This window comes from Aeromonas sp. Lyrl_2, from assembly GCF_051948815.1.
GTDB lineage: Bacteria > Pseudomonadota > Gammaproteobacteria > Enterobacterales > Aeromonadaceae > Aeromonas > Aeromonas veronii.
In genome coordinates this window covers 131,771-149,614 of the sequence record NZ_JAYJLJ010000003.1, presented here as the reverse complement: position 1 = coordinate 149,614, position 17,844 = coordinate 131,771, and the positions used below count along the sequence as shown (strand labels likewise).

Annotated in this window: 19 protein-coding genes and 1 pseudogene; 4 read left to right on the top strand and 16 right to left on the bottom strand. The window is 61.2% G+C overall.

All coding sequences use genetic code 11. The features are described 5' to 3' along the window. Positions 1–5 precede the first annotated feature (5 nt). Positions 6–479 carry a DUF4442 domain-containing protein gene (locus VF684_RS03700; protein WP_005334300.1) on the top strand — a complete coding sequence of 158 codons (474 nt, stop codon included), beginning with the start codon at positions 6–8 and terminating at the stop codon, positions 477–479. An 89-nt stretch (positions 480–568) separates the two neighbouring features. On the opposite strand, the gene fldA is transcribed toward VF684_RS03700, so the two are convergent. From fldA to VF684_RS03680, 4 genes are read right to left on the bottom strand one after another with little or no spacing between them, the layout of a single operon-like run. Beyond that, positions 569–1,093, bottom strand: coding sequence for a flavodoxin FldA (gene fldA / locus VF684_RS03695; protein WP_005334298.1), 525 nt, complete (start codon positions 1,091–1,093; stop codon positions 569–571). Positions 1,094–1,132: 39 nt separating this feature from the next. Continuing rightward, on the bottom strand, positions 1,133–1,429 hold the full coding sequence (gene ybfE, locus VF684_RS03690; RefSeq protein ID WP_005334297.1) for a LexA regulated protein: 297 nt from the start codon (positions 1,427–1,429) through the stop codon (positions 1,133–1,135). A gap of 20 nt (positions 1,430–1,449) precedes the next feature. Continuing rightward, entirely contained in the window at positions 1,450–1,671 is a 222-nt protein-coding gene (locus VF684_RS03685; RefSeq protein ID WP_005334296.1) for a DUF2788 domain-containing protein, read from the bottom strand. Between the two features lie 55 nt (positions 1,672–1,726). Further along, positions 1,727–2,509 carry an alpha/beta fold hydrolase gene (locus VF684_RS03680; RefSeq protein WP_279474906.1) on the bottom strand — a complete coding sequence of 261 codons (783 nt, stop codon included), beginning with the start codon at positions 2,507–2,509 and terminating at the stop codon, positions 1,727–1,729. A gap of 274 nt (positions 2,510–2,783) precedes the next feature. On the opposite strand from VF684_RS03680, the gene seqA reads away from it, so the two are divergent. Together seqA and pgm are read left to right on the top strand one after the other, a co-directional pair. After that, positions 2,784–3,293 (top strand): replication initiation negative regulator SeqA, encoded by a 510-nt coding sequence (seqA, locus tag VF684_RS03675; protein WP_075115494.1) that lies wholly within the window; start codon positions 2,784–2,786, stop codon positions 3,291–3,293. A gap of 58 nt (positions 3,294–3,351) precedes the next feature. Next, positions 3,352–5,001: a phosphoglucomutase (alpha-D-glucose-1,6-bisphosphate-dependent) gene (pgm, locus tag VF684_RS03670; protein WP_279474908.1), complete on the top strand. Its 1,650-nt coding sequence runs from the start codon at positions 3,352–3,354 to the stop codon at positions 4,999–5,001. A 73-nt stretch (positions 5,002–5,074) separates the two neighbouring features. Here the strand turns inward: pgm and VF684_RS03665 are convergent. After that, positions 5,075–6,294, bottom strand: a pseudogene (locus tag VF684_RS03665) (IS3 family transposase). 118 nt (positions 6,295–6,412) lie between these two features. Then, entirely contained in the window at positions 6,413–7,294 is an 882-nt protein-coding gene (locus VF684_RS03660; protein WP_139441560.1) for a DMT family transporter, read from the bottom strand. A gap of 95 nt (positions 7,295–7,389) precedes the next feature. Between VF684_RS03660 and VF684_RS03655 the strand changes: the two genes are divergently transcribed. Continuing rightward, complete coding sequence (locus VF684_RS03655; protein WP_005334289.1) at positions 7,390–7,872, top strand: MarR family winged helix-turn-helix transcriptional regulator; 483 nt, start codon at positions 7,390–7,392, stop codon at positions 7,870–7,872. 48 nt (positions 7,873–7,920) lie between these two features. Here VF684_RS03655 and mltB read toward each other — a convergent pair whose 3' ends face one another. The 10 genes from mltB to VF684_RS03605 form a co-directional block, all read right to left on the bottom strand. Continuing rightward, positions 7,921–9,012: a lytic murein transglycosylase B gene (mltB, locus tag VF684_RS03650; RefSeq protein ID WP_139441559.1), complete on the bottom strand. Its 1,092-nt coding sequence runs from the start codon at positions 9,010–9,012 to the stop codon at positions 7,921–7,923. Between the two features lie 133 nt (positions 9,013–9,145). Further along, a complete protein-coding gene (locus VF684_RS03645) occupies positions 9,146–9,760 on the bottom strand; it encodes a CDP-alcohol phosphatidyltransferase family protein (RefSeq protein WP_139441558.1) in 615 nt (204 codons plus the stop codon). A 16-nt stretch (positions 9,761–9,776) separates the two neighbouring features. Continuing rightward, positions 9,777–10,427 carry an ATP-binding cassette domain-containing protein gene (locus VF684_RS03640; RefSeq protein WP_139441557.1) on the bottom strand — a complete coding sequence of 217 codons (651 nt, stop codon included), beginning with the start codon at positions 10,425–10,427 and terminating at the stop codon, positions 9,777–9,779. A 23-nt stretch (positions 10,428–10,450) separates the two neighbouring features. Next, on the bottom strand, positions 10,451–12,085 hold the full coding sequence (locus VF684_RS03635; protein ID WP_162516416.1) for an ABC transporter permease: 1,635 nt from the start codon (positions 12,083–12,085) through the stop codon (positions 10,451–10,453). A 77-nt stretch (positions 12,086–12,162) separates the two neighbouring features. Continuing rightward, a complete protein-coding gene (locus VF684_RS03630; RefSeq protein WP_234879910.1) occupies positions 12,163–13,386 on the bottom strand; it encodes an ABC transporter substrate-binding protein in 1,224 nt (407 codons plus the stop codon). Positions 13,387–13,403: 17 nt separating this feature from the next. After that, positions 13,404–15,557 carry an FAD-dependent oxidoreductase gene (locus VF684_RS03625; RefSeq protein ID WP_440173793.1) on the bottom strand — a complete coding sequence of 718 codons (2,154 nt, stop codon included), beginning with the start codon at positions 15,555–15,557 and terminating at the stop codon, positions 13,404–13,406. Continuing rightward, positions 15,557–16,138 (bottom strand): carboxymuconolactone decarboxylase family protein, encoded by a 582-nt coding sequence (locus VF684_RS03620; RefSeq protein WP_021231092.1) that lies wholly within the window; start codon positions 16,136–16,138, stop codon positions 15,557–15,559. Before VF684_RS03620 ends, VF684_RS03625 begins: the two co-directional genes overlap by 1 nt. 25 nt (positions 16,139–16,163) lie before the next feature. After that, positions 16,164–16,838 carry a DUF1499 domain-containing protein gene (locus VF684_RS03615; protein WP_139441554.1) on the bottom strand — a complete coding sequence of 225 codons (675 nt, stop codon included), beginning with the start codon at positions 16,836–16,838 and terminating at the stop codon, positions 16,164–16,166. A 179-nt stretch (positions 16,839–17,017) separates the two neighbouring features. Further along, positions 17,018–17,296 (bottom strand): peptidylprolyl isomerase, encoded by a 279-nt coding sequence (locus VF684_RS03610; RefSeq protein WP_005334269.1) that lies wholly within the window; start codon positions 17,294–17,296, stop codon positions 17,018–17,020. Positions 17,297–17,429: 133 nt separating this feature from the next. Continuing rightward, a complete protein-coding gene (locus VF684_RS03605) occupies positions 17,430–17,804 on the bottom strand; it encodes a hypothetical protein (RefSeq protein WP_069555247.1) in 375 nt (124 codons plus the stop codon). Positions 17,805–17,844 lie beyond the last annotated feature (40 nt).

Below are 17,844 nucleotides of genomic sequence, written 5' to 3'. Positions count from 1 at the left end.
GATCCATGGATTGGCTTTTTGACAATGCGGCCTGGGTGCGCCGCGCACTCAACGCCTGGCCCCCTTTCTGGGGTGCCGGTATCAAGATAGAGACCCTGAGCGATGACTTTCGCTACTGCCGGGTGACCCTCAAATCCCGCTGGTGGAACAAGAACGCCAACCGCACCCAGTTTGGCGGCAGCATGTTTGCCATGACGGACCCCATCTATCCACTGATGCTGATGGGCTACTTCAAGAATCGCTACTACGTCTGGGACAAGGCGGGCAGCATCAACTATATCAAGCCCGGCAAGGGCAAGCTGGTGGCCGAGTTCAACCTGACCGAGGGCAAGTTGGCCGAAATCGTGGCGGCGACCGAAGGTGGCAACAAACACTTCCCCGAATTCGAGGTGACGGTACAGGACAAGAGCGGCGAGCTGGTGGCGCAGGTCAAGCGCACCCTCTATGTGCGAGCCAAACCGGAGCACAGAGGTGAATAACAGGGGAGAATGAAGGCAGGCATCGCCACTTGCAGATACAACAAGGGCCCGTCAGGGCCCTTGTTGTCAGAGGTATGAGGGGAAGCGGATTACTCCAGCTCGCCCAGGCACATCTCTTCGTGCAGCTGCTTGCACCAGCCCTTGACGCGTTCGGCAGTCAGCTCCGGCTGGCGATCTTCATCGATACCCAGACCGACAAAGTGCTTGTCATCGACCAGTGCTTTGGAGGCTTCGAACTCGTAGCCGGCAGTCGGCCAGTGACCGATGATGATGGCGCCTTTGGCTTCGACGATGTCGCGCAGGGTGCCCATGGCATCGAGGAAGTACTCGGAATAGTCTTCCTGATCACCGCAACCGAAGATGGCGACCAGCTTGTTGGTGAAGTCGATTTCGCCCAGATCGGGGAAGAAGTCGTCCCAGTCGGCCTGGGCTTCGCCGTAGTACCAAGTCGGGATGCCGAACATCAGCAGATCAAAGCTCTCGATGTCGGCCTTGCTGCTCTTGGCGATGTCACGGACTTCAATCAGGTTTTTGCCCAGCTCTTTCTGGATCATCTTGGCGACAGCTTCGGTGTTACCGGTATCGCTGCCAAAAAACAGACCTACACTTGCCATAGTGTTTAGTTACCCGTATTTGGTGTTAATGCTCAACGCTCAGACTGCAATGTCCACCGCAAAGGCGGACTCAATCTGTTGTTTCAGGATAGATTGGATCAGCTCGGCTCGGCTGATGTTCTGTTGTAACGCAAGTTGGTTCAGGCGCTCCAGCAACTCGGCCTCCACCTTTAACTCTACCCGCTTCAGCCCATTTTCCCGATCGCGCTTAAGCTGGTTACGCTTGTTGATCTTGAGCTGGGTCTCGCGGGGGAGTGGATTGGTCTTTGGCCTGCCGGGGCGCTTCTCATTTGCGAACAGATCCAGTGTTGTTCGATCAGTTTGCTGTTTGGCCATACATCACAGATGAAAATAAGTTAGCCGAGTCCTGAGCCTTCCCAGCCCAGTTCGATCAGCCCCTTGGCGACAAAACCCGCACAACCCAGAAACAGTACCAACCAGACGATAAAACGACCGAAACGGGGCACGTTGCCGCGTTTGAGCACGTCCTGAATGGCCAGGCCAATCAATATGAAAATGGCCACAAAGAATAACTTGAGGCCCAAACTTTCGATCAGGTCGATATGTTCACTTAGCATGGATTGCGCACACTCCTTATGACGGGCGCACTATATCACAAAGGATTTGAAACTGTTAACCGCCTGTCGACAGGAAATCCACAACCAATTTGTTGAACAGAGCCGGTTTTTCCGCGTGCAACCAGTGGCCGGTACCCGCGATGACACGCACCTTTGCCGCCGGGAATTGGGCCAGTGCCGTCTCGCTGTATTGGGGCTGCATGTAATCGGAATCCCCCCCCTTGATAAAGAGCACTGGCCCCTCGAAGCGGCGTTCATCCTCTGGCCAGCCCATGATGTTGGCGTAGTTTTGCTCAAGGGCGGGCACATTGAAGCGCCAACCCCAGCCATGCTCGCCTCTGGCGAAGGATTTGAGCAGAAACTGGCGCACCCCGGCGATCTCGATGTGCTGCGCCAGCATGGCTTCCGCTTCACTGCGGCTTTGCGGCGGCGTGCGCAGTGTGGCGTTGAGTCCGGCGAACACATTCTGGTGGCGGGAGTGGGGATAGGCGACCGGGGCCATGTCGGCCACCACCAGCTTGGTCACCCGCGCGGGCGCCAGCTTGGCGACCTGCATCGCCACCTTGCCACCCATCGAGTGGCCAATCAGGGTCGCTTCGGCAATATTCAGCCGATCCATCAGGGTCAGGATATCGGTCGCTTGCGCCGGATAGCTCATTTCGCTGCTATGAAAGGAGGCTCCGTGGTTGCGCAGATCGACGCTGATGACCCGGTATTGTTCGCAGAGGGCTCGGGCCAGCAGGCCGAGGTTGTCGAGGCTGCCAAACAGGCCGTGGATCAGAATAACGGCCGGGCCCTGACCCTGCTCCTTGAAGTTCAATATGCTGTTTTGTTGCAAAATGACACCTTGTCGGTCGTGGGTGCGTATTGCTGTTTTATTTAACGCACTGGAAAGAAAAGGATTTCGTCCAATAGATTGGGATTTTATGTGGTTTTTTTTCTAAAAAATCCCGTCCGGATCGGCTATCAGTGCGGCTGATCACACACTTGGCCCGCTATTATGCCGTATTCTCGATGAGATTCATGTACATCTGCCAGCCCCTTGCTTGGGCTGTCGGGTTTGCCTATGTATAATCGCCGCATCCGAATTTCGACGAGTCCAGCGCATCCCTATGAAAACCATCGAGCTTGATGACGATCTCTACTTCTATATCGCCAGCCAGACCCGGCACATTGGTGAGAGTGCCTCCGATATCCTGCGCCGTCTGCTGGAACAGCCTGCTCACCAAGGTGTGCCTGTTGCCGAGCCCGTTGCCGTCGCGCAGCCCAGTACGGTAGCCACCCAACAAGGGCTGCAAGCCCTGCTCGATTCCGGTGAGCTGCAAAAAGAAGAGAAGTCCATCAACCGCTTTATGCTGGTGCTGAGTACCCTCTACCGGGATAACCCGGAAGGCTTTACCCAGGCCACCGAAATCAAGGGGCGCAAGCGCGTCTATTTCTCGCAGGATCCCGAGGCTCTGCGTGCCAGTGGCAGCACCACCAAGCCCAAGCCGGTACCGGAGACCCCGTTCTGGGTGATCACCAACACCAACACCAGCCGCAAGCAGAATATGGTGGCCCAGCTGATGGCCAGCATGGGCTATGGCGAAGAGGTGATCGCGCAGGTGTGTGGCGCCATTTAACGATTCTTCAAGACTCAGGCCTTGCCCGCCAAGGCCGCCATTACGCAAGGAAAACGCCATGGCTCAGCATTCCCACGCCGGTCAACCGGCCCGTTTAAGCGACCTGACCAACATCCCCCGTCTGGTCAGCGCCTACTACCTCAACAAGCCGGACATGAGCCGCCCCGAGCAGCGGGTTGCCTTCGGTACCTCTGGCCACCGTGGCAGCGCCCTGCACAGCGCCTTTACCGAATCCCATATTCTGGCGGTGACCCAGGCCCTGGTGGAGTATCGCCAGCAGGCCGGCATCACTGGCCCGCTGTTTGTCGGCATGGATACTCACGCCCTGTCCGAATCCGCCTTTGCCAGTGCGGTCGAAGTGTTGGCCGCCAACGGCGTCGAGACCCGCATTCAGGCTGGCCTCGGCTTTACCCCGACCCCGGTCATCTCTCACGCCATCCTTCGCCATAACGCGGGCAAGCCTGCAGCGCGCGCTGACGGCGTGGTGATCACTCCGTCCCACAACCCGCCGGAAGATGGTGGCTTCAAGTACAACCCGCCCCATGGTGGCCCCGCCGAAGGGGAGATCACCAAGTGGGTCGAGGACCGAGCCAACGCCATTCTGGAAGCGGGTCTGGCTGGCGTGAAACGGATGCCGTTTGCCGAGGCGCTCAAGAGCCCGTTCGTGGTCGAGCACGACTATGTCACCCCCTATGTGGATGATCTGAAGAACGTGCTGGACATGGATGCCATCAAGAACGCGGGCATCAAGATCGGTGTCGATCCGCTGGGCGGCTCCGGCGTCGCCTACTGGGACGTCATCGCCAAGACCTATGGTCTGAACATCGAGGTGGTGAACTACAAGGTCGACCCGACCTTCTCCTTCATGACCCTGGATAAAGACGGCAAGATCCGGATGGACTGCTCCAGCCCGTTCGCCATGGCCAGTCTGATTGCCCTTAAAGACAAGTTCGACATCGCCCTTGGCAACGACCCTGACTACGACCGTCACGGCATCGTCACCAAGTCCGGCCTGATGAACCCGAACCACTATCTGGCGGTGGCGATCCAGTATCTGTTTACCCATCGCACCGGCTGGTCTGCCGATGCGGCCGTCGGCAAGACGCTGGTCTCTTCCTCCATGATCGACCGGGTTGCCGGCGAGATTGGCCGTACCCTCAAAGAGGTGCCGGTCGGCTTCAAGTGGTTCGTGGATGGCCTCTACAGCGGCGAGTTCGGTTTTGGTGGCGAGGAGAGCGCTGGTGCCTCCTTCCTGCGCAAAGATGGCACCGTTTGGATCACCGACAAGGATGGCTTCATTCTGGCGCTGCTGGCGGCGGAAATTCTGGCGGTGACCGGCAAGGATCCGCAGGCTCACTACGACGCACTGGAAGCCAAGTTTGGCCGCTCCAGCTATCGCCGTATCGACGCCCCGGCCAACAGCGCCCAGAAAGCGGTGCTCTCCAAGCTGGATCCTGCACTGGTAGAAGCCTCCACTCTGGCCGGTGAGCCCATCATCGCCAAGCTGACCAAGGCGCCGGGCAACGATGCCGCCATCGGCGGCCTCAAGGTGGTGACCGAGAACGGCTGGTTCGCGGCGCGCCCCTCCGGCACCGAGTCCATCTACAAGATCTACATGGAGAGTTTCAAGGGCGACGCGCACCTCGACCTCATCCAGCAAGAGGCCCAGCAGATCGTCTCTGCTGCGCTGGCCAAAGCAGGTGTATAAGCCACCTTCCAGTCGCTGACCGTTTGTCTAGTCCTGAAATAGGTTTACACATTTTCAACTAGCATTTCTCTACTCAGAACCCCCTATGTACCGCATCGGGGGTTCTGTATTTCAACGCATGATGCGGCCGCTCCGCGTTGTAAATATCCACTGCCTCACGCACCATTTCCCGCGCTTGCGTCAAATCCTGCGGGCTTTGCAACAATAACTCTCCTTTCAAAATCCCGTTCACCCGCTCCGCCAACGCATTCTGGTAACAGTCATACCCATCCGTCATCGAGCATTTCACCCCGTACCGTTCATGTAATGACTGATACAGCCCCGAGCAATACTGCACGCCGCGGTCTGAGTGATGGATTAGCTCCCCGCCGCCACGTCGTTGCTTCAGCGCTTTCTTGAACGCCATCGCCACCGATTCGGCATGCATTCCTTCGTGCACGTGATGGCCCACTATCTTGCGTGAGTAGGCATCCGTCACCAGGCTCAGGTACAGCGGCCCGCTCCTGGCGGGCAGATAGGTGATATCTGCGACCCAGACCTGCTCCGGGGCCACCGGTGTGACCTGCTCTGGCCCCGCCTTGAGCAAGTTGGGATGACGGTAGAAACGGTGAAAACTGTGGGTGGTCTTGTGATACGCCCGTCTGGGCAGCACCAGCAGGCGGTGCTCGGCCAATATCCGAAACAGCCTGTCACGCCCTACCTTGAGCCCGCCATCATCCTGACCCTGGAGCAGATAATGCAACTTGCGAGTGCCCACCCGAGGTTGTCGCAGTCGAACCTGACGCACAAAGCACACCACCTACAATCCCTGTGCATGGCGCTCGTCGGCGACCCGATTGCGCTTGTAGTAAGCCTGCCGGCTTATCCCCAGAAACAGGCAAGCCCTGACAATGGTCAGCCTCTCGACTTGCCGCTGCGAGAGGACTTGCCGGGTCGCTTTTTTACGATGGAGACGCCGTAGTCATTCTTCAGTACATCGACGACGGCCTCAAAGAACTGGGCCTTCTGGCTCATCAGCGCCAGCTGTTGCTCGAGTTCCTTGATGCGCTGTTCGGGCGTCTGGTTGTCGGGGTCAGGCATGGTGATGCTCCTGCCGGCACGTACAGAAGCCCCCTGGCTCCAATCTTGCCGACCATGTTTACGCAACCATACCAGAACGGTGGAGCGGCCCTGAATGCCATAACGCACCTGAGCCTGTTTGTAGGTGAGCTCGCCTTTTTCAATCTGCTCGACCAGTGCCAATTTAAAAGCCAGCGAGTAATCGCGCTGTGTCCGTTTCACACCTTGTCCCATCGGGTTCTCCATTTATTGGGGGGAAAGGTGTAAACCATATTCAGGACGGGACAGTTGACAAAAAAGAGGAGCCGAAGTGGCTCCTCTTGTTTATGCGCGGGTTGAGGTTATCTAGTGTTTACGCCTCGTGACAGATCCCTGTACTCGCTCGGCGAGCTTGCCAACGTTTGAAAAAGGGGCGTGCTGGCAGCTTCATCAGGAACAGGGAGAGCAGGAGCACCCCGATGCCGATCCACTGGCTGACATCCAGGGTTTCACCCACCATCAATACCCCAAGCGACACAGCCATCATGGGATTGGTGAGGGCCAGCATGCCCATCACCTCTGGGCCGTGGTGCTTTAATCCCCACAACCAGGCCCAGTAGCCCAGCGCGGTGTTGAGCAGGATCAACCAGAGTAATCCCGGCGCACTGGCCGGATCCGGTAACGGCATTGGGCCAGCTAGCCACCAGGCGAGCGGGATCAGCATCAAGCCCCCAAGCAGCAATTGCCAGGCGGTCAGCGCCAGCAGATCGTTTACCGGCCAGTGGCGCATCCAACGGCTGGATTGGCCGATCAGCACTGTGGCCAGCATGGCGCATGCAACTCCGACAGGATCCAGATTGGCAGAGGGGTTGAGCAACAGTAATACCCCAGCCAACCCCATTAATCCCAGCAGTAGCCATTTCAGGCTCGGTCGTGTGCCATCTTGCAACCAGGCCAGCAGCATCAGCACCAGCGGCAGGGTGGCACCGAGTGTACCTGCTACTGCCCCCGGCAGCCGGAAAGCCGCAACAAACAGCAAAGCGAAGAAGGCGGCAATGTTGCAAAACGCCAACAGGAACTGCTTGCCCCAGGGCAGAGGCGGCATGCGCGGATGCAACAGTAACAAGAGCAGCCCGGCAGGCAGTGCCCGCCATACGGCAACCCAGTAGGGTGAGTAGTCAGTCAGGTAGAGGCTGACGACAGCATAGGTGCTGCCCCACAGCAGTGGAGCCAGCAAGGCGATCAGCATTGGCATTATTTATCTCTTCATAAAGTATCTTCAAGTGAAGATAAATTAGCGCCAAATTGATTTATCATCAAGTATCTCGATATAAAGATAAGTAGTTGGCGATGGAATCAGATCATGTAGACCTGCTGCTGGCTCAGTGGGCCCGGCAGCGACCGGATCTCGACTGTTCTCCTATGGGGGTGCTGGGTCGGGTAGCCCGGATGGCGGCAATTGCCGGTCGTGAGGTGAGTGAAGAGCTCAAGGAGTGCGGCTTGCTTGGCACGGACTTCGACATTTTGGCGACCCTGCGTCGGTCGGGTGAGCCACTGACGCCGACAGTGCTCTACCAATCGGCCATGTTGAGTTCGGGTGCCATGACGGCCCGGCTCGACAAGCTGGCCGAGCGGGGACTGATAGAGCGGCAAGCTGCGCCCAGCGATCGGCGCAGCCTGCTGGTCTGCCTCACCGAATCGGGCAAAGCGCTTATCGACCGAGCGGTTGAGCTGCACGTGGCCAACGAGCGTCGCCTGTTGGCGCCACTGACCGAAGCGGAGCAGGCTCAGTTAGCGGCACTGCTCAAACGCTGGTTGTTGGAAAACGAATAACAAAAACGGGCCAGCAGGCCCGTTTTTGTTGGCAAATCAGTGCTTGACTCAGTAACCGCCTTTGGCCTTTTTCACCGCCAGCCCCAGCTGCCACACCGCCATGGCGTAGTGGGTGCTGTGGTTGTAGCGGGTGATGGTGTAGAAGTTGGGCAGACCGTACCAGTATTGATAGCCGGTGCCGACATCGAGGCGCAGCAGGCTCGACTCGCTGTGGTTGCCCAGGCTGCTGGTGGGGGTGAGCCCTGCGCGGCGCAGGGTGGCGACCGGGTAGCGGGTCTGGAAGCCATGCTCATAGCCGGGCAGTTGGCCCTGACCGCGCACCGCCACCGGTTGGCCTTTCTCCCAGCCGTGGGCCTTGAAGTAGTTGGCGACGCTGCCGATGGCATCCACCGGATCCCACAGGTTGGTGTGGCCGTTGCCGTCAAAGTCCACCGCATAGCGCTGGAAGCTGGAGGGCATAAACTGGCCATAGCCCATGGCGCCGGCGTAGGAGCCCTTGGGTTCGGTGGGGTCCATCCCCTCGTCGCGGGTCATCACCAGGAAGGCTTCCAATTCGCTCGTGAAGAACTCGGCGCGGCGCGGATAATCAAATGCCAGGGTGGCCAATGCATCCAGAATGCGGGTCTTGCCCATCACCCGGCCCCAGCGGGTCTCCACCCCGATAATGCCGACGATGATCTCCGGCGGCACCCCGTAGATCTGCTCCGCCCGGTTCAGCTCGCTTGCGTATTCACGCCAGAAGTTGACGCCGTTTTGCACGTTGTCGGGGGTGATGAACTTGGCGCGATAGCGGTTCCAGGCACCGGTCGGGCCGGTGGGCTTGGCGGTGGTCGGCGCCTGGGCATCCATCAGGCGGATGATCCAGTCGTAACGCTCTGCCTGTGCCAGCACCTGATGCAGCTGGGCGCTGTCAAAACCGTGCTTCTCGACCATCTTCTGGACGAATCTGTCCACATTGGCGCGATTGGCGAAGTCCCCTTTGCTAATCCCCTGGCTGTAAACGGGGCTGCGCGACGGCGTCTGGTTGATAAAGGCGCTGTTGGGCTGTGGTTTGACCACAGGCTTGGGCGCCGGGGCGCTGCTGCAGCCACCGAGCAGGGGGAATAACGACAGAGTGAGAAGAGAGGCAAGGCGACGCATAGGGTTCTCAAAGAGACTGAAAAAAAGTGCCGTCATGGTAAAACATTGTCATCCCCGTGCAAGTGTTCCGTGTGTCTTGTTTACCGCCAATTCATCGAGCGATGGATTAGCTCTCCGGTGAGGGCGGCGCGGTTCAGCGCTGGGGGTGACGCAGTGTGTGGTAGCCGCTCCAGAGCCGGGTCAGGGTGGTGATGAGGCAGAGCAGGGCAAAGCCGTAGGCAAGCGGGGCGAAGGCGGCAGGCCACAGGCACATCAGCACAAAGAGGGCGATGGTCTCGCTCCCCTCGGTGAGGCCGCCCAGATAGTAGAGGGACTTGTGGTGGTAGACCGGATTGTCGATCCCCCGCTTGCCCGCCATGATGGCAAACGCCAGAAAGCTCGAACCTGTGCCCATAAAGGCAAACAGCAGGGTGGCGGCGGGCAGCGCATTAGCGGGGGCGGCAAGGGCAAAGCCCAGCACCACGGCGGCGTAGAAGATAAAGTCGAGCGTGATGTCGAGAAAGCCGCCGCAGTCGGTGATGCCGGTTTCCCGCGCCACGGCGCCATCGAGCCCGTCCAGCAGCCGGTTGAGCAGGATGGCCGCGAGTGCCCACTGATAGCCGCCAAAGGCCAGCAGCGGCAGCGCCAGCATGCCGATGGCAAAGCCGGTGAGGCTCACCTGATTGGCACTGATCCCCGCACGGCAGAGCGGTTTGGCAAGCTGGGTGAGGGGGCTGCGGATCACGGGGATCAGATGGCGATCAAACAAGGTGAACATTCCTCGGTTAACAGTGGCATTCGGTGAGGTTGAGTATGGTGCCCGGCGCGTCTTCCGCATCGTGGGTCACCAGGATGGCAGGGATGGCCAGCGCCTTGATCTGCGCGAACACCAGTTCGCGAAAAGCGGCCCGCAGCGGCTTGTCGAGGCGGGAGAAGGGCTCGTCCAGTAGCAGGGCGTCGGGTTCCGCCAACAGCGCCCGCAGCAGGCTGACCCGCGCCCGCTGACCCCCTGACAGCAGCTGCGGCAGCTTGTCAGCCTGATCCACCAGCGCGACCTGCGTTAACGCTGTCAGTGCCTTTTCCCGCCGAGCGTATTTTCCCTTGATGGTCGCAGGCATACCGAACATCAGGTTCTCCGCCACCGTCAGATGGTCGAACAGCAGGTCATCCTGAAACAGCATGCCGATGCGCCGCGCTTGCGCAGGCAAGGTGTTGAGTGGCCGCTCGCCGAGCCTTACCTCCCCCTCCAGCCGGATCGGGCCGCTATCTGTCTGCGCGCCGGGCAGTACCCCGGCCAGCCCCGCCAGCAGGGAGCTTTTACCGCAGCCGCTTGGCCCCATCAGGGTCAATACCTCGCCGGGGGCCACTTGCAGGGCGGGCAGCGAGAGCAGCAGATTTTCATCAAGGTAAAGCCGAAGAGGCGTGGTGCTCAGCATATGGCTGTTTCCATCGTGAGAGTTCATCGTGAGCCGCCCCCCTTGAGCGCCGGATTGATCCGCGCCGGCAGCCAGAGTGCCAGCAGATAGATAACGAGCGGCAGCAGCAGTTGCAGCAGGCCGTAGAGCCCCGCCAGCCGCCGGTTTAGGCCGCTGCCGATGGCCACCGCTTCGGTGGTGATGGTGACCACTCTGCCAGCCCCAAACAACAGGGTTGGCAGATACTGGGCCAAACTCACCGCCGCCCCGACGCCGAAGGCAAACAGCAGCGGGCGCGCCAGCAGCGGCGCTTTCACCTGCCTCCAGGCTCGCCATGGCGTAGCCCCCAGCAGCAGGGCGCTCTGGGTGATCCGCGGATCGAACTGGCGATAGGGGCCGTGCAGGCAGAGATAGACATAGGGAAAGACGAACAGCTGCTGGCTCCAGAGCACCCATCCCCAGCCAATGCCGCTGCTTATCGAGCCATGTGCAAGCCAGTCCAGCCCGAGCCGGATGCCAAACAGCAGGCTCGCCTGCGGCAGCAACAGCGGCAGGCAGATAAGCCAGAGCGGCCAGGGGCGGCGGCCGGCTTGTGCCTCCAGACTGCACACCGCCATCATCAGTGCCAGCAAGCCGCTCGTCAGCGCCAGCAGCGCGCTGGTTGTCAGCAGCGGCAGCAGTGTTGGCAGCAGATCCAGCCAGTAGTGGCTGCTCCACTGGCTGGGCCAGAGGGTGGGAAAGGGCCAGCGGCGCGCCAGCGACCAGAGTAGCAGGGCCGCCAGCACCGCCAGATTGAGGATGATCAGGGTCAATGCAAAGCCTGCTGCTAGCCGGTTGGCAAAGGAGTGGGGCGCCGCCCGTTTGCCATCGAGCCAGCAGCCTTTGCCCACCTCTTGATGAAGCCACTCCAGTAATCTGAACAGGGCGATGAGCAGCGCCGTGATGGCGAGCAGCAGCAGGGCGCCGCTGGCGGTGGCGCCGCGCCAGAGCAGATCCGGGTCCTGATACCAAAGCCACAGCCTTACCGCCAGCGGGGCGGGGGCATCGGGCCCGAGCAACTGGGCGAGATCCACCACCGCCACTCCATAGGCTGCCACCGCATAGATGGGCAGGCGCAGTGCTGGCCAGAGCGCCGGCAGCAGCAGGCGCCACCAGACCTGGGGGGCGCTGAAACCGAGGCTCGCCCCCAGCCACTGCTGGCGTGCCAGCTGGATGGGTTGCTGTGCGGCCATGGCCATCAGCAGCAAAAAGGGGGTCTCTTTGAGAACGAGCAGTGCAATCAGCCCGAGCCCCCAAGGGTCGCGAATGGTCTGCCAGTCGGGAGGCAGTTCAAACCCGGTCAGAGCTGGCGAGACGAGTCGCAGCAGCCAGCCGGAGGGGGCGAGCAGAAAGGCAAAACCGATGGCAAAGGCGACGTGGGGCATGGCCAGCATGGGCGAGAGCAGACGACGGAGCAGCCCGAAAGCCCGGCTGTCGCTGTGGGCCAGTAGCAGGGCGGTCAACAGCAGGCTGCCGAGGGTTGAGGCGGCGCCAATCCACAGGCTCAGCGCAGCGGAGTGCCAAAGACCGGATTGGGCGAGCAGCAAGGCGAGATGAGAGGCGGTCATCCCCTCCGCCAGCAGTTGCCACAGCCCCGCCAGCAATGGGATGACGAAGAGCGCCAGATAAATGACCGCCATCCCCGCACGCATAGTGGGGTGGCGTGTCAACCGGCTCCACGGTCGGGAGCGGGCAAGCGGGTGACCAGCGGCACTCATCAGTGACCGTAACGCTCGGCCCAGGCTGCTTCCAGCTTGAGCTGCCAGCTGGGGTGAGGCTCGGCCACCGCTTTGAAGCGCAGTGCCGGTTGCCCTTTGGCGGGGTCAGGCAGGGCATCGGCCCGCAGCACGCTGGGATCACCCCAGAAGGCCGGATTGGCCTTGCGCGCCTGCGCTGTCGGGCTTAGCAGGAAGTTGGCCACCACCTTGGCCCCGGCGCGGGCACTGGCGTTGAAGGGGATGGCGAGAAAATGGCTGTTGGTGAGCGCGCCTTTGCTCATGGCCACTGCCTCCACGCTGGGGGGCAGGGCACCAATCTGGGCAGCGCTTTGCGCCTCCTGCGGGTTGAAGCTGATGGCCATGGCCAGTTCGCCATCATCGAGCAGCTGGCGGGTTTCGGCGGCGCTGGTGGGGAACAGCTTGCCCTTGCGCCAGAGTGCCGGGTGCAGCTCATCGAGCCAGGCCCAGAGCGGTGCTGTGAGCTTGGTAAAGTCGCTCTCGGTCGCCTCCCGATAGAGGGGGGCGGGATCCGGGGTCAACTCCAGCAGGATCTGCTTGAGAAAACTGGAGCCATGGAACTGGGGCGGTTTCGGATAGGTGAAGCGGCCGGGATGGGCCTTGGCCCATGCCAGCAGGGCTGCTGCCGAGGTGGGTGGGCTGGCGACCTCTTCGGTGTCGACCATCAGATTGAGCTGGCCGATGCCCCAGGGGGCTTCCAGCCCTTCTACCGGCAGGGTGAAGTCCTCACTCACCGGCAGGCTGCTGTCGACCAGCGCCATGTTGGGTAGCTCGGCGGTAAAGGGCGCGCCGAGCAGTCCCTGCTCCTTGAGCGCCTTGAAATTCTCGCCGTTGACCCAGAGCAGGTCGATGGGGCCGCCAGCTTGCTTGCCCGCCTGCTTGTTGGCCAGCAGCTGGCTGACGCTCTGGGCGATATCATCCACCTTCACCTGCACCAGCTTGACCTGATAGTCGCGCGCCAGCTCCTGCCCGGCCCACACCAGATAGGCGTTGATCTCCGGGCTGCCGCCCCAGGCGTTGAAGTAGACGGTCTGCCCCTTCGCCTCCTCAAGGGTCTGTTGCCAGTTGCCGTCTGGATTGGCCGCCAACAGCGAGCCGCTGGCGAGCAGTGGCAGGGCGCACAGCAGGGCGTTAAGTCGCTGTTTGAGCCAAGAGTTGCGGTGCGAGTTGAGGTGTGAGCCGAGCAGTGAGAATGGCTTGAGCATAAATGTTTCCCTGATTGTCAGGCGCCACGGCGCCAGCGGTGATAACGGGCCAGCAACGCCAGCATCCGAGTGGGCTGGTGGGCCCGTTTCCATTCACCCGCCACATATTTGTTCCCCTCCATCAGGGTGGGATAGGCGTGAATGGTGCCGAGGATCTTGCCTAGGCCGAGGCGGTGACGCATGGCGAGCACGAACTCGGCAATCCGCTCACCGGCGTGAGTGCCCACTATGGTGGCGCCAAGGATAGTATCCTTGCCCGGGATGGTGAGCACCTCGACAAAACCGTGGCGCTCGCCATCGGCGATGGCGCGATCCAGCTCGGCCAGCTCGAAGCGGGTCGCCTCGAAGGGAATCCCCTGCGCTTCGGCCTCCTTGCGATTGAGGCCGACCCGGGCAATCTCCGGCGTGGTGTAGGTGGCCGCCGGAATGACCCGATAGTCGGCCCGAAAGCGCTTGAACTGGCCAAACAGGGCATTGACCGCCGCATACCAGGCCTGATGGGCTGCGAAGTGGGTGAACTGGTAAGGGCCCGCTACGTCTCCCACCGCCAGTATGCTGGGGAAGTTGGTGGTGAGGAAGCCATCGACCGCTATGGTGCCGCGGGGGGCCAGCTCGACCCCCAACGCTTCGAGCCCGAAGCCGCTGACGTTGGCGACCCGCCCCAGTGCCAGCAGCAGTTGATCCCCTTCCACCACCTGTGTCTCATCGCCACGGCGCAGTTGCAGCCGGATGGGGAGATCCCCCTTGGCTGCGGGCAGATAGTCGGCTCGCTCGGCGCACCAGCCGGTGAGCACCCGCACGCCGTCGTGGGCCAGCTGTTCCGCCAGCAGCTCGGCCACCTCCCGCTCTTCACGGGGCAGCAGCTGATCCGAGAGCTCGACCAAGGTAACGGGCACCCCTAGCATGGCAAAACTCTGGGCCAGCTCGCAGCCGATGGGGCCGCCGCCCAGCACCAGCAGGCGGCGCGGCGGGGTGCGCAGCTGCCAGAGGCTATCCGAGGTGAGGTAAGGCACCTGATCCAGCCCCGGCAGCTTGGGCACCAGCGGTCGGGCGCCGGTGGCGATGACGATATGGCGGCTGGCAAGGCGCTGGCCGTTAACCTCCACCTCCCAGGGAGAGACCAGCCGCGCCTCCCCTTCGATGCATTCCACTCCAAGCCCCTGATAGCGTTCGATGGAGTCGTGTGGCTCGACCTCCTTGATAACCTCAGCCACCCGCGCCATCACCGCCGCAAAATCGGCGCGGGAGTGGCTTGGGCTAAAGCCCAGCTCGTCGGCTTTACGCTGCTCTGCGGCAAAGCGGGCGCTTCGGATCAGCGCCTTGGAGGGGACGCAGCCACTGTTGAGGCAATCGCCCCCCATCTTGTGCTTCTCGATGAGCGCCACCTTGGCCTTCACCGCTGCCGCGATATAGCTGGTGACCAGTCCACCGGCACCGGCACCGATCACCAGCAGGTTGTAGTCATAGCGAGCGGGTTTGCGGTAAGGGGCGAGTTGGCGCCGCAGCGCGAGGTGCGCGGTCAATTTCTTGACCAGCCAGGGCATCAGCCCCAGCAGGGTCAGCGCCACCATCAGGCCGGGGGAGAGGATATTGCCGGTGCTGGTTAACTGGCCAAGCTCGCTGCCCGCCAGCACGTAGACGAAGGTGCCGGGCAGCATGCCAAGCTGGCTGACCCAGTAGTAGGTGCTGACTCTGATGGGGGTGAGCCCCATCAGCAGATTGACCAAAAAGAAGGGGAAGATGGGGATGAGGCGCAGGCTCAGCAGATAGAAGTCCCCCTCCTTCGCCATGCCAGACTGAAAGGTGGCCAGCTTGTCGCCAAAGCGGGCGGTGACCCAGTCGCGCAGCAGAAAACGGGCGCTGAGAAAGGCCAGGGTTGCGCCTATGCTGCTGGCGAAGGAAACCAGCAGCAGCCCCCATGCAACGCCGAACACCGCGCTGCCACCCAGGGTGAGCAGGCTGGCGCCGGGCAGGGAGAGAGCGGTGCTCAGCACATAGATAAGCACGAACAGCAGGCTGGCCGAGACAAAGTGGCTGTCGACCCATTGCGCCACTGCCGCCTGCTGGGCCTGCAAGGCGTCCAGAGTGAGGTAACGGCCAAGATCGAGGGCAAAAAAGGCGCCGATAAGGCCCCCCATTACCAGTGCAAGCAGCAGGCGGGTCCGGTTCATCAGGCGTCCTTGCTGTCTGGCTGGGCAGGGCGTTCCGGTTGCACCGGCAGCTGGCAGAAGCCCTGCGGCGCGATATCGAGGGCGGCGTTGAACTTGGCCGACATGTTCTGGAATGCGATAAGGCCGGTCAGCTCCACCATAGCGTCGTCGTCGAACCAGGGCTTGAGGCGGGCCGCCTGCTCATCGCTCACCCCATCGAGGCCGGTCATCGCTTCTGTGTAGTCGAGCACTGCTTTTTCCCGCTCGTCAAACAAGGGGCTTTCGCGCCAGTTGGCCAGCGCCTCCACCTTCTCGCTGGAGCCCGCTCGCTTTACCAGGGTCATGGCGTTGATGTCGACACAGAAGCGGCACCAGTTGAGCTGGGAGACCCGCACCGTCACCAGAGAGCGCAGCACGGGATCGATGGGAGAGCGCTTGCGGTTGATGACGCCATAGAGGGTGGCGACGGCGGCAAAGAGGCGCGGCGAGCGGCCCCAGCACTTGCCCGGAATAAGTACCTGACCATAGTTGCGCTTCTGCAGCCAGAAAAAGGGGCGGATAAACCAGGCATATTCCCGGTCGGGTTTGACCTCAACGCGCATCAGTTACCTTCTTGTTGTTTCACACTTACGGTTTCAAATTGGGTTTGTAGGCCTGACCAAGGCGCTCGTTCAGGCGGATCAGGAAATCCTCGATCCGCGCCCGGTTGGCGCCCAGATCGCTTTGTCCCTGACGGGAGGCTGATCGCATATCGATGCGGGTCTCTTTGGGGCCAGCAAAGACCCGCAGCGCCACATCATCCTGAAAGCCGAACCAGCCGGTGGTAACCACCGCATCCAGACCATCCGGGCTGGGTCGCACCTGCCAGCCCAGCTCCTGCATCAGTTCGTTGGCTTCAATCAGCACTTCGGCAGGAGAGGCCCTGGTAAAGAGAGGACCGGGTTTTGCCTCAACTGCTTTCAGCGGTGCGCTATTAATTGGCAGATCCTGCGCCGTTCTGAGCTCTGCCGCCCAGCGTAACTGGGGGGGATTGTAGGGATCTGTGCTCACATCGTTGATCAGCGGCATGCGCAGCGCCTGTGCCACAAAGGTCAGCGGCAGCAGCAGTGGCAAGGCGCCAAAGCCGCTGGCATAGCGGTTACGGCTCCAGGGCAGGCGTACCAGCAAGATCAGGGAGACAAGGGCTCCGATGAGACAGATCGCAAAACCGATCCACCAGGGCCAGAGATGAAAGCGGCTGCCGAGGGCGCCAGCGAGCGGGAGTAACCAGGCCAGCAGGGGCCACAAGCAAGAGCGGGGCATAGCACGGGATCCATCGTCGAATGTGGACAATGCCGAGAAGGATAAACTTAATTGCCTGATAACGTTAGTAAATTGATGAGCGTTTGGCGTGGTTTTGGCCAGTTTTGCGAGGGGAATGCATAGGGAGGTGAAGCCCGCCTGAGGGGAGCTTCACCGAGAAGATGGTCAGTTGCGATGACTTAGTTGCGATAGAGCACTTTGATCAGGTGAAAGCCGAACTTGGTGCGCACCGGCCCCAGCACCTTGAGCAGTTCACCCTTGAAGACGGCATCGTCGAAGGGCTTGACCATGTCCCCCTTGTTGAACTCCCCCAGATCGCCGCTGCGTTTTGCAGAAGCGCAGGTAGAGAAGCGCTTGGCCATCTGGCCGAAGTCGGCTCCCTTCTCGATCTTCTCCTTGATCTCCAGACACTGTTTTTCGGTCTTGACCAGAATGTGCTGGGCACAGGCTTTTTTCATCGGGGCGCTCCTGGGAGTGATGGCGAAGGTTGTTAACGCCAAGGGTGGTAGCAAATCGGGGCGCAAGAGTACCCCAATTTGCCACCGGCGTCAGCCATCACAGCCCTCCATTTACCGGCGATCGTCAGCCTTGTTATTGGCGAGCGCGGGTGGCCAGCACGGCGCGGGGGCGCGCTTGCCAGATGATCTCCAGCCCGAGCAGGGCGTAGAGGCTCCAGATGGCCAGCGGATTGAGCCACTCCCCCCCCAGTTGCAGGGTCATCAGAGCGCAACCTGCCAGCAGCAAGGTGATCCCCGGCAGCCGCCAGTGGGCGGGCAGGGGGGCCAGCAGCGCCATCGCCAGCAAAATGCCGAGGCCAAACGGCAGGTTCAGGGCGGTAAAGGCCAGCGCCTGCTGGCCACTCATGCCGGTCAGCAGGGCCAGCAGGGCGCTGCAACAGGCGAGGAAGGTGATGAACTCGAGACGATCGGCAATATAGTCAGCCATCTGTTCGCTACGTGCATGCATGATGTGTCTCCTTCAGTTGATGGTTCAAGTGTGAGGGAGG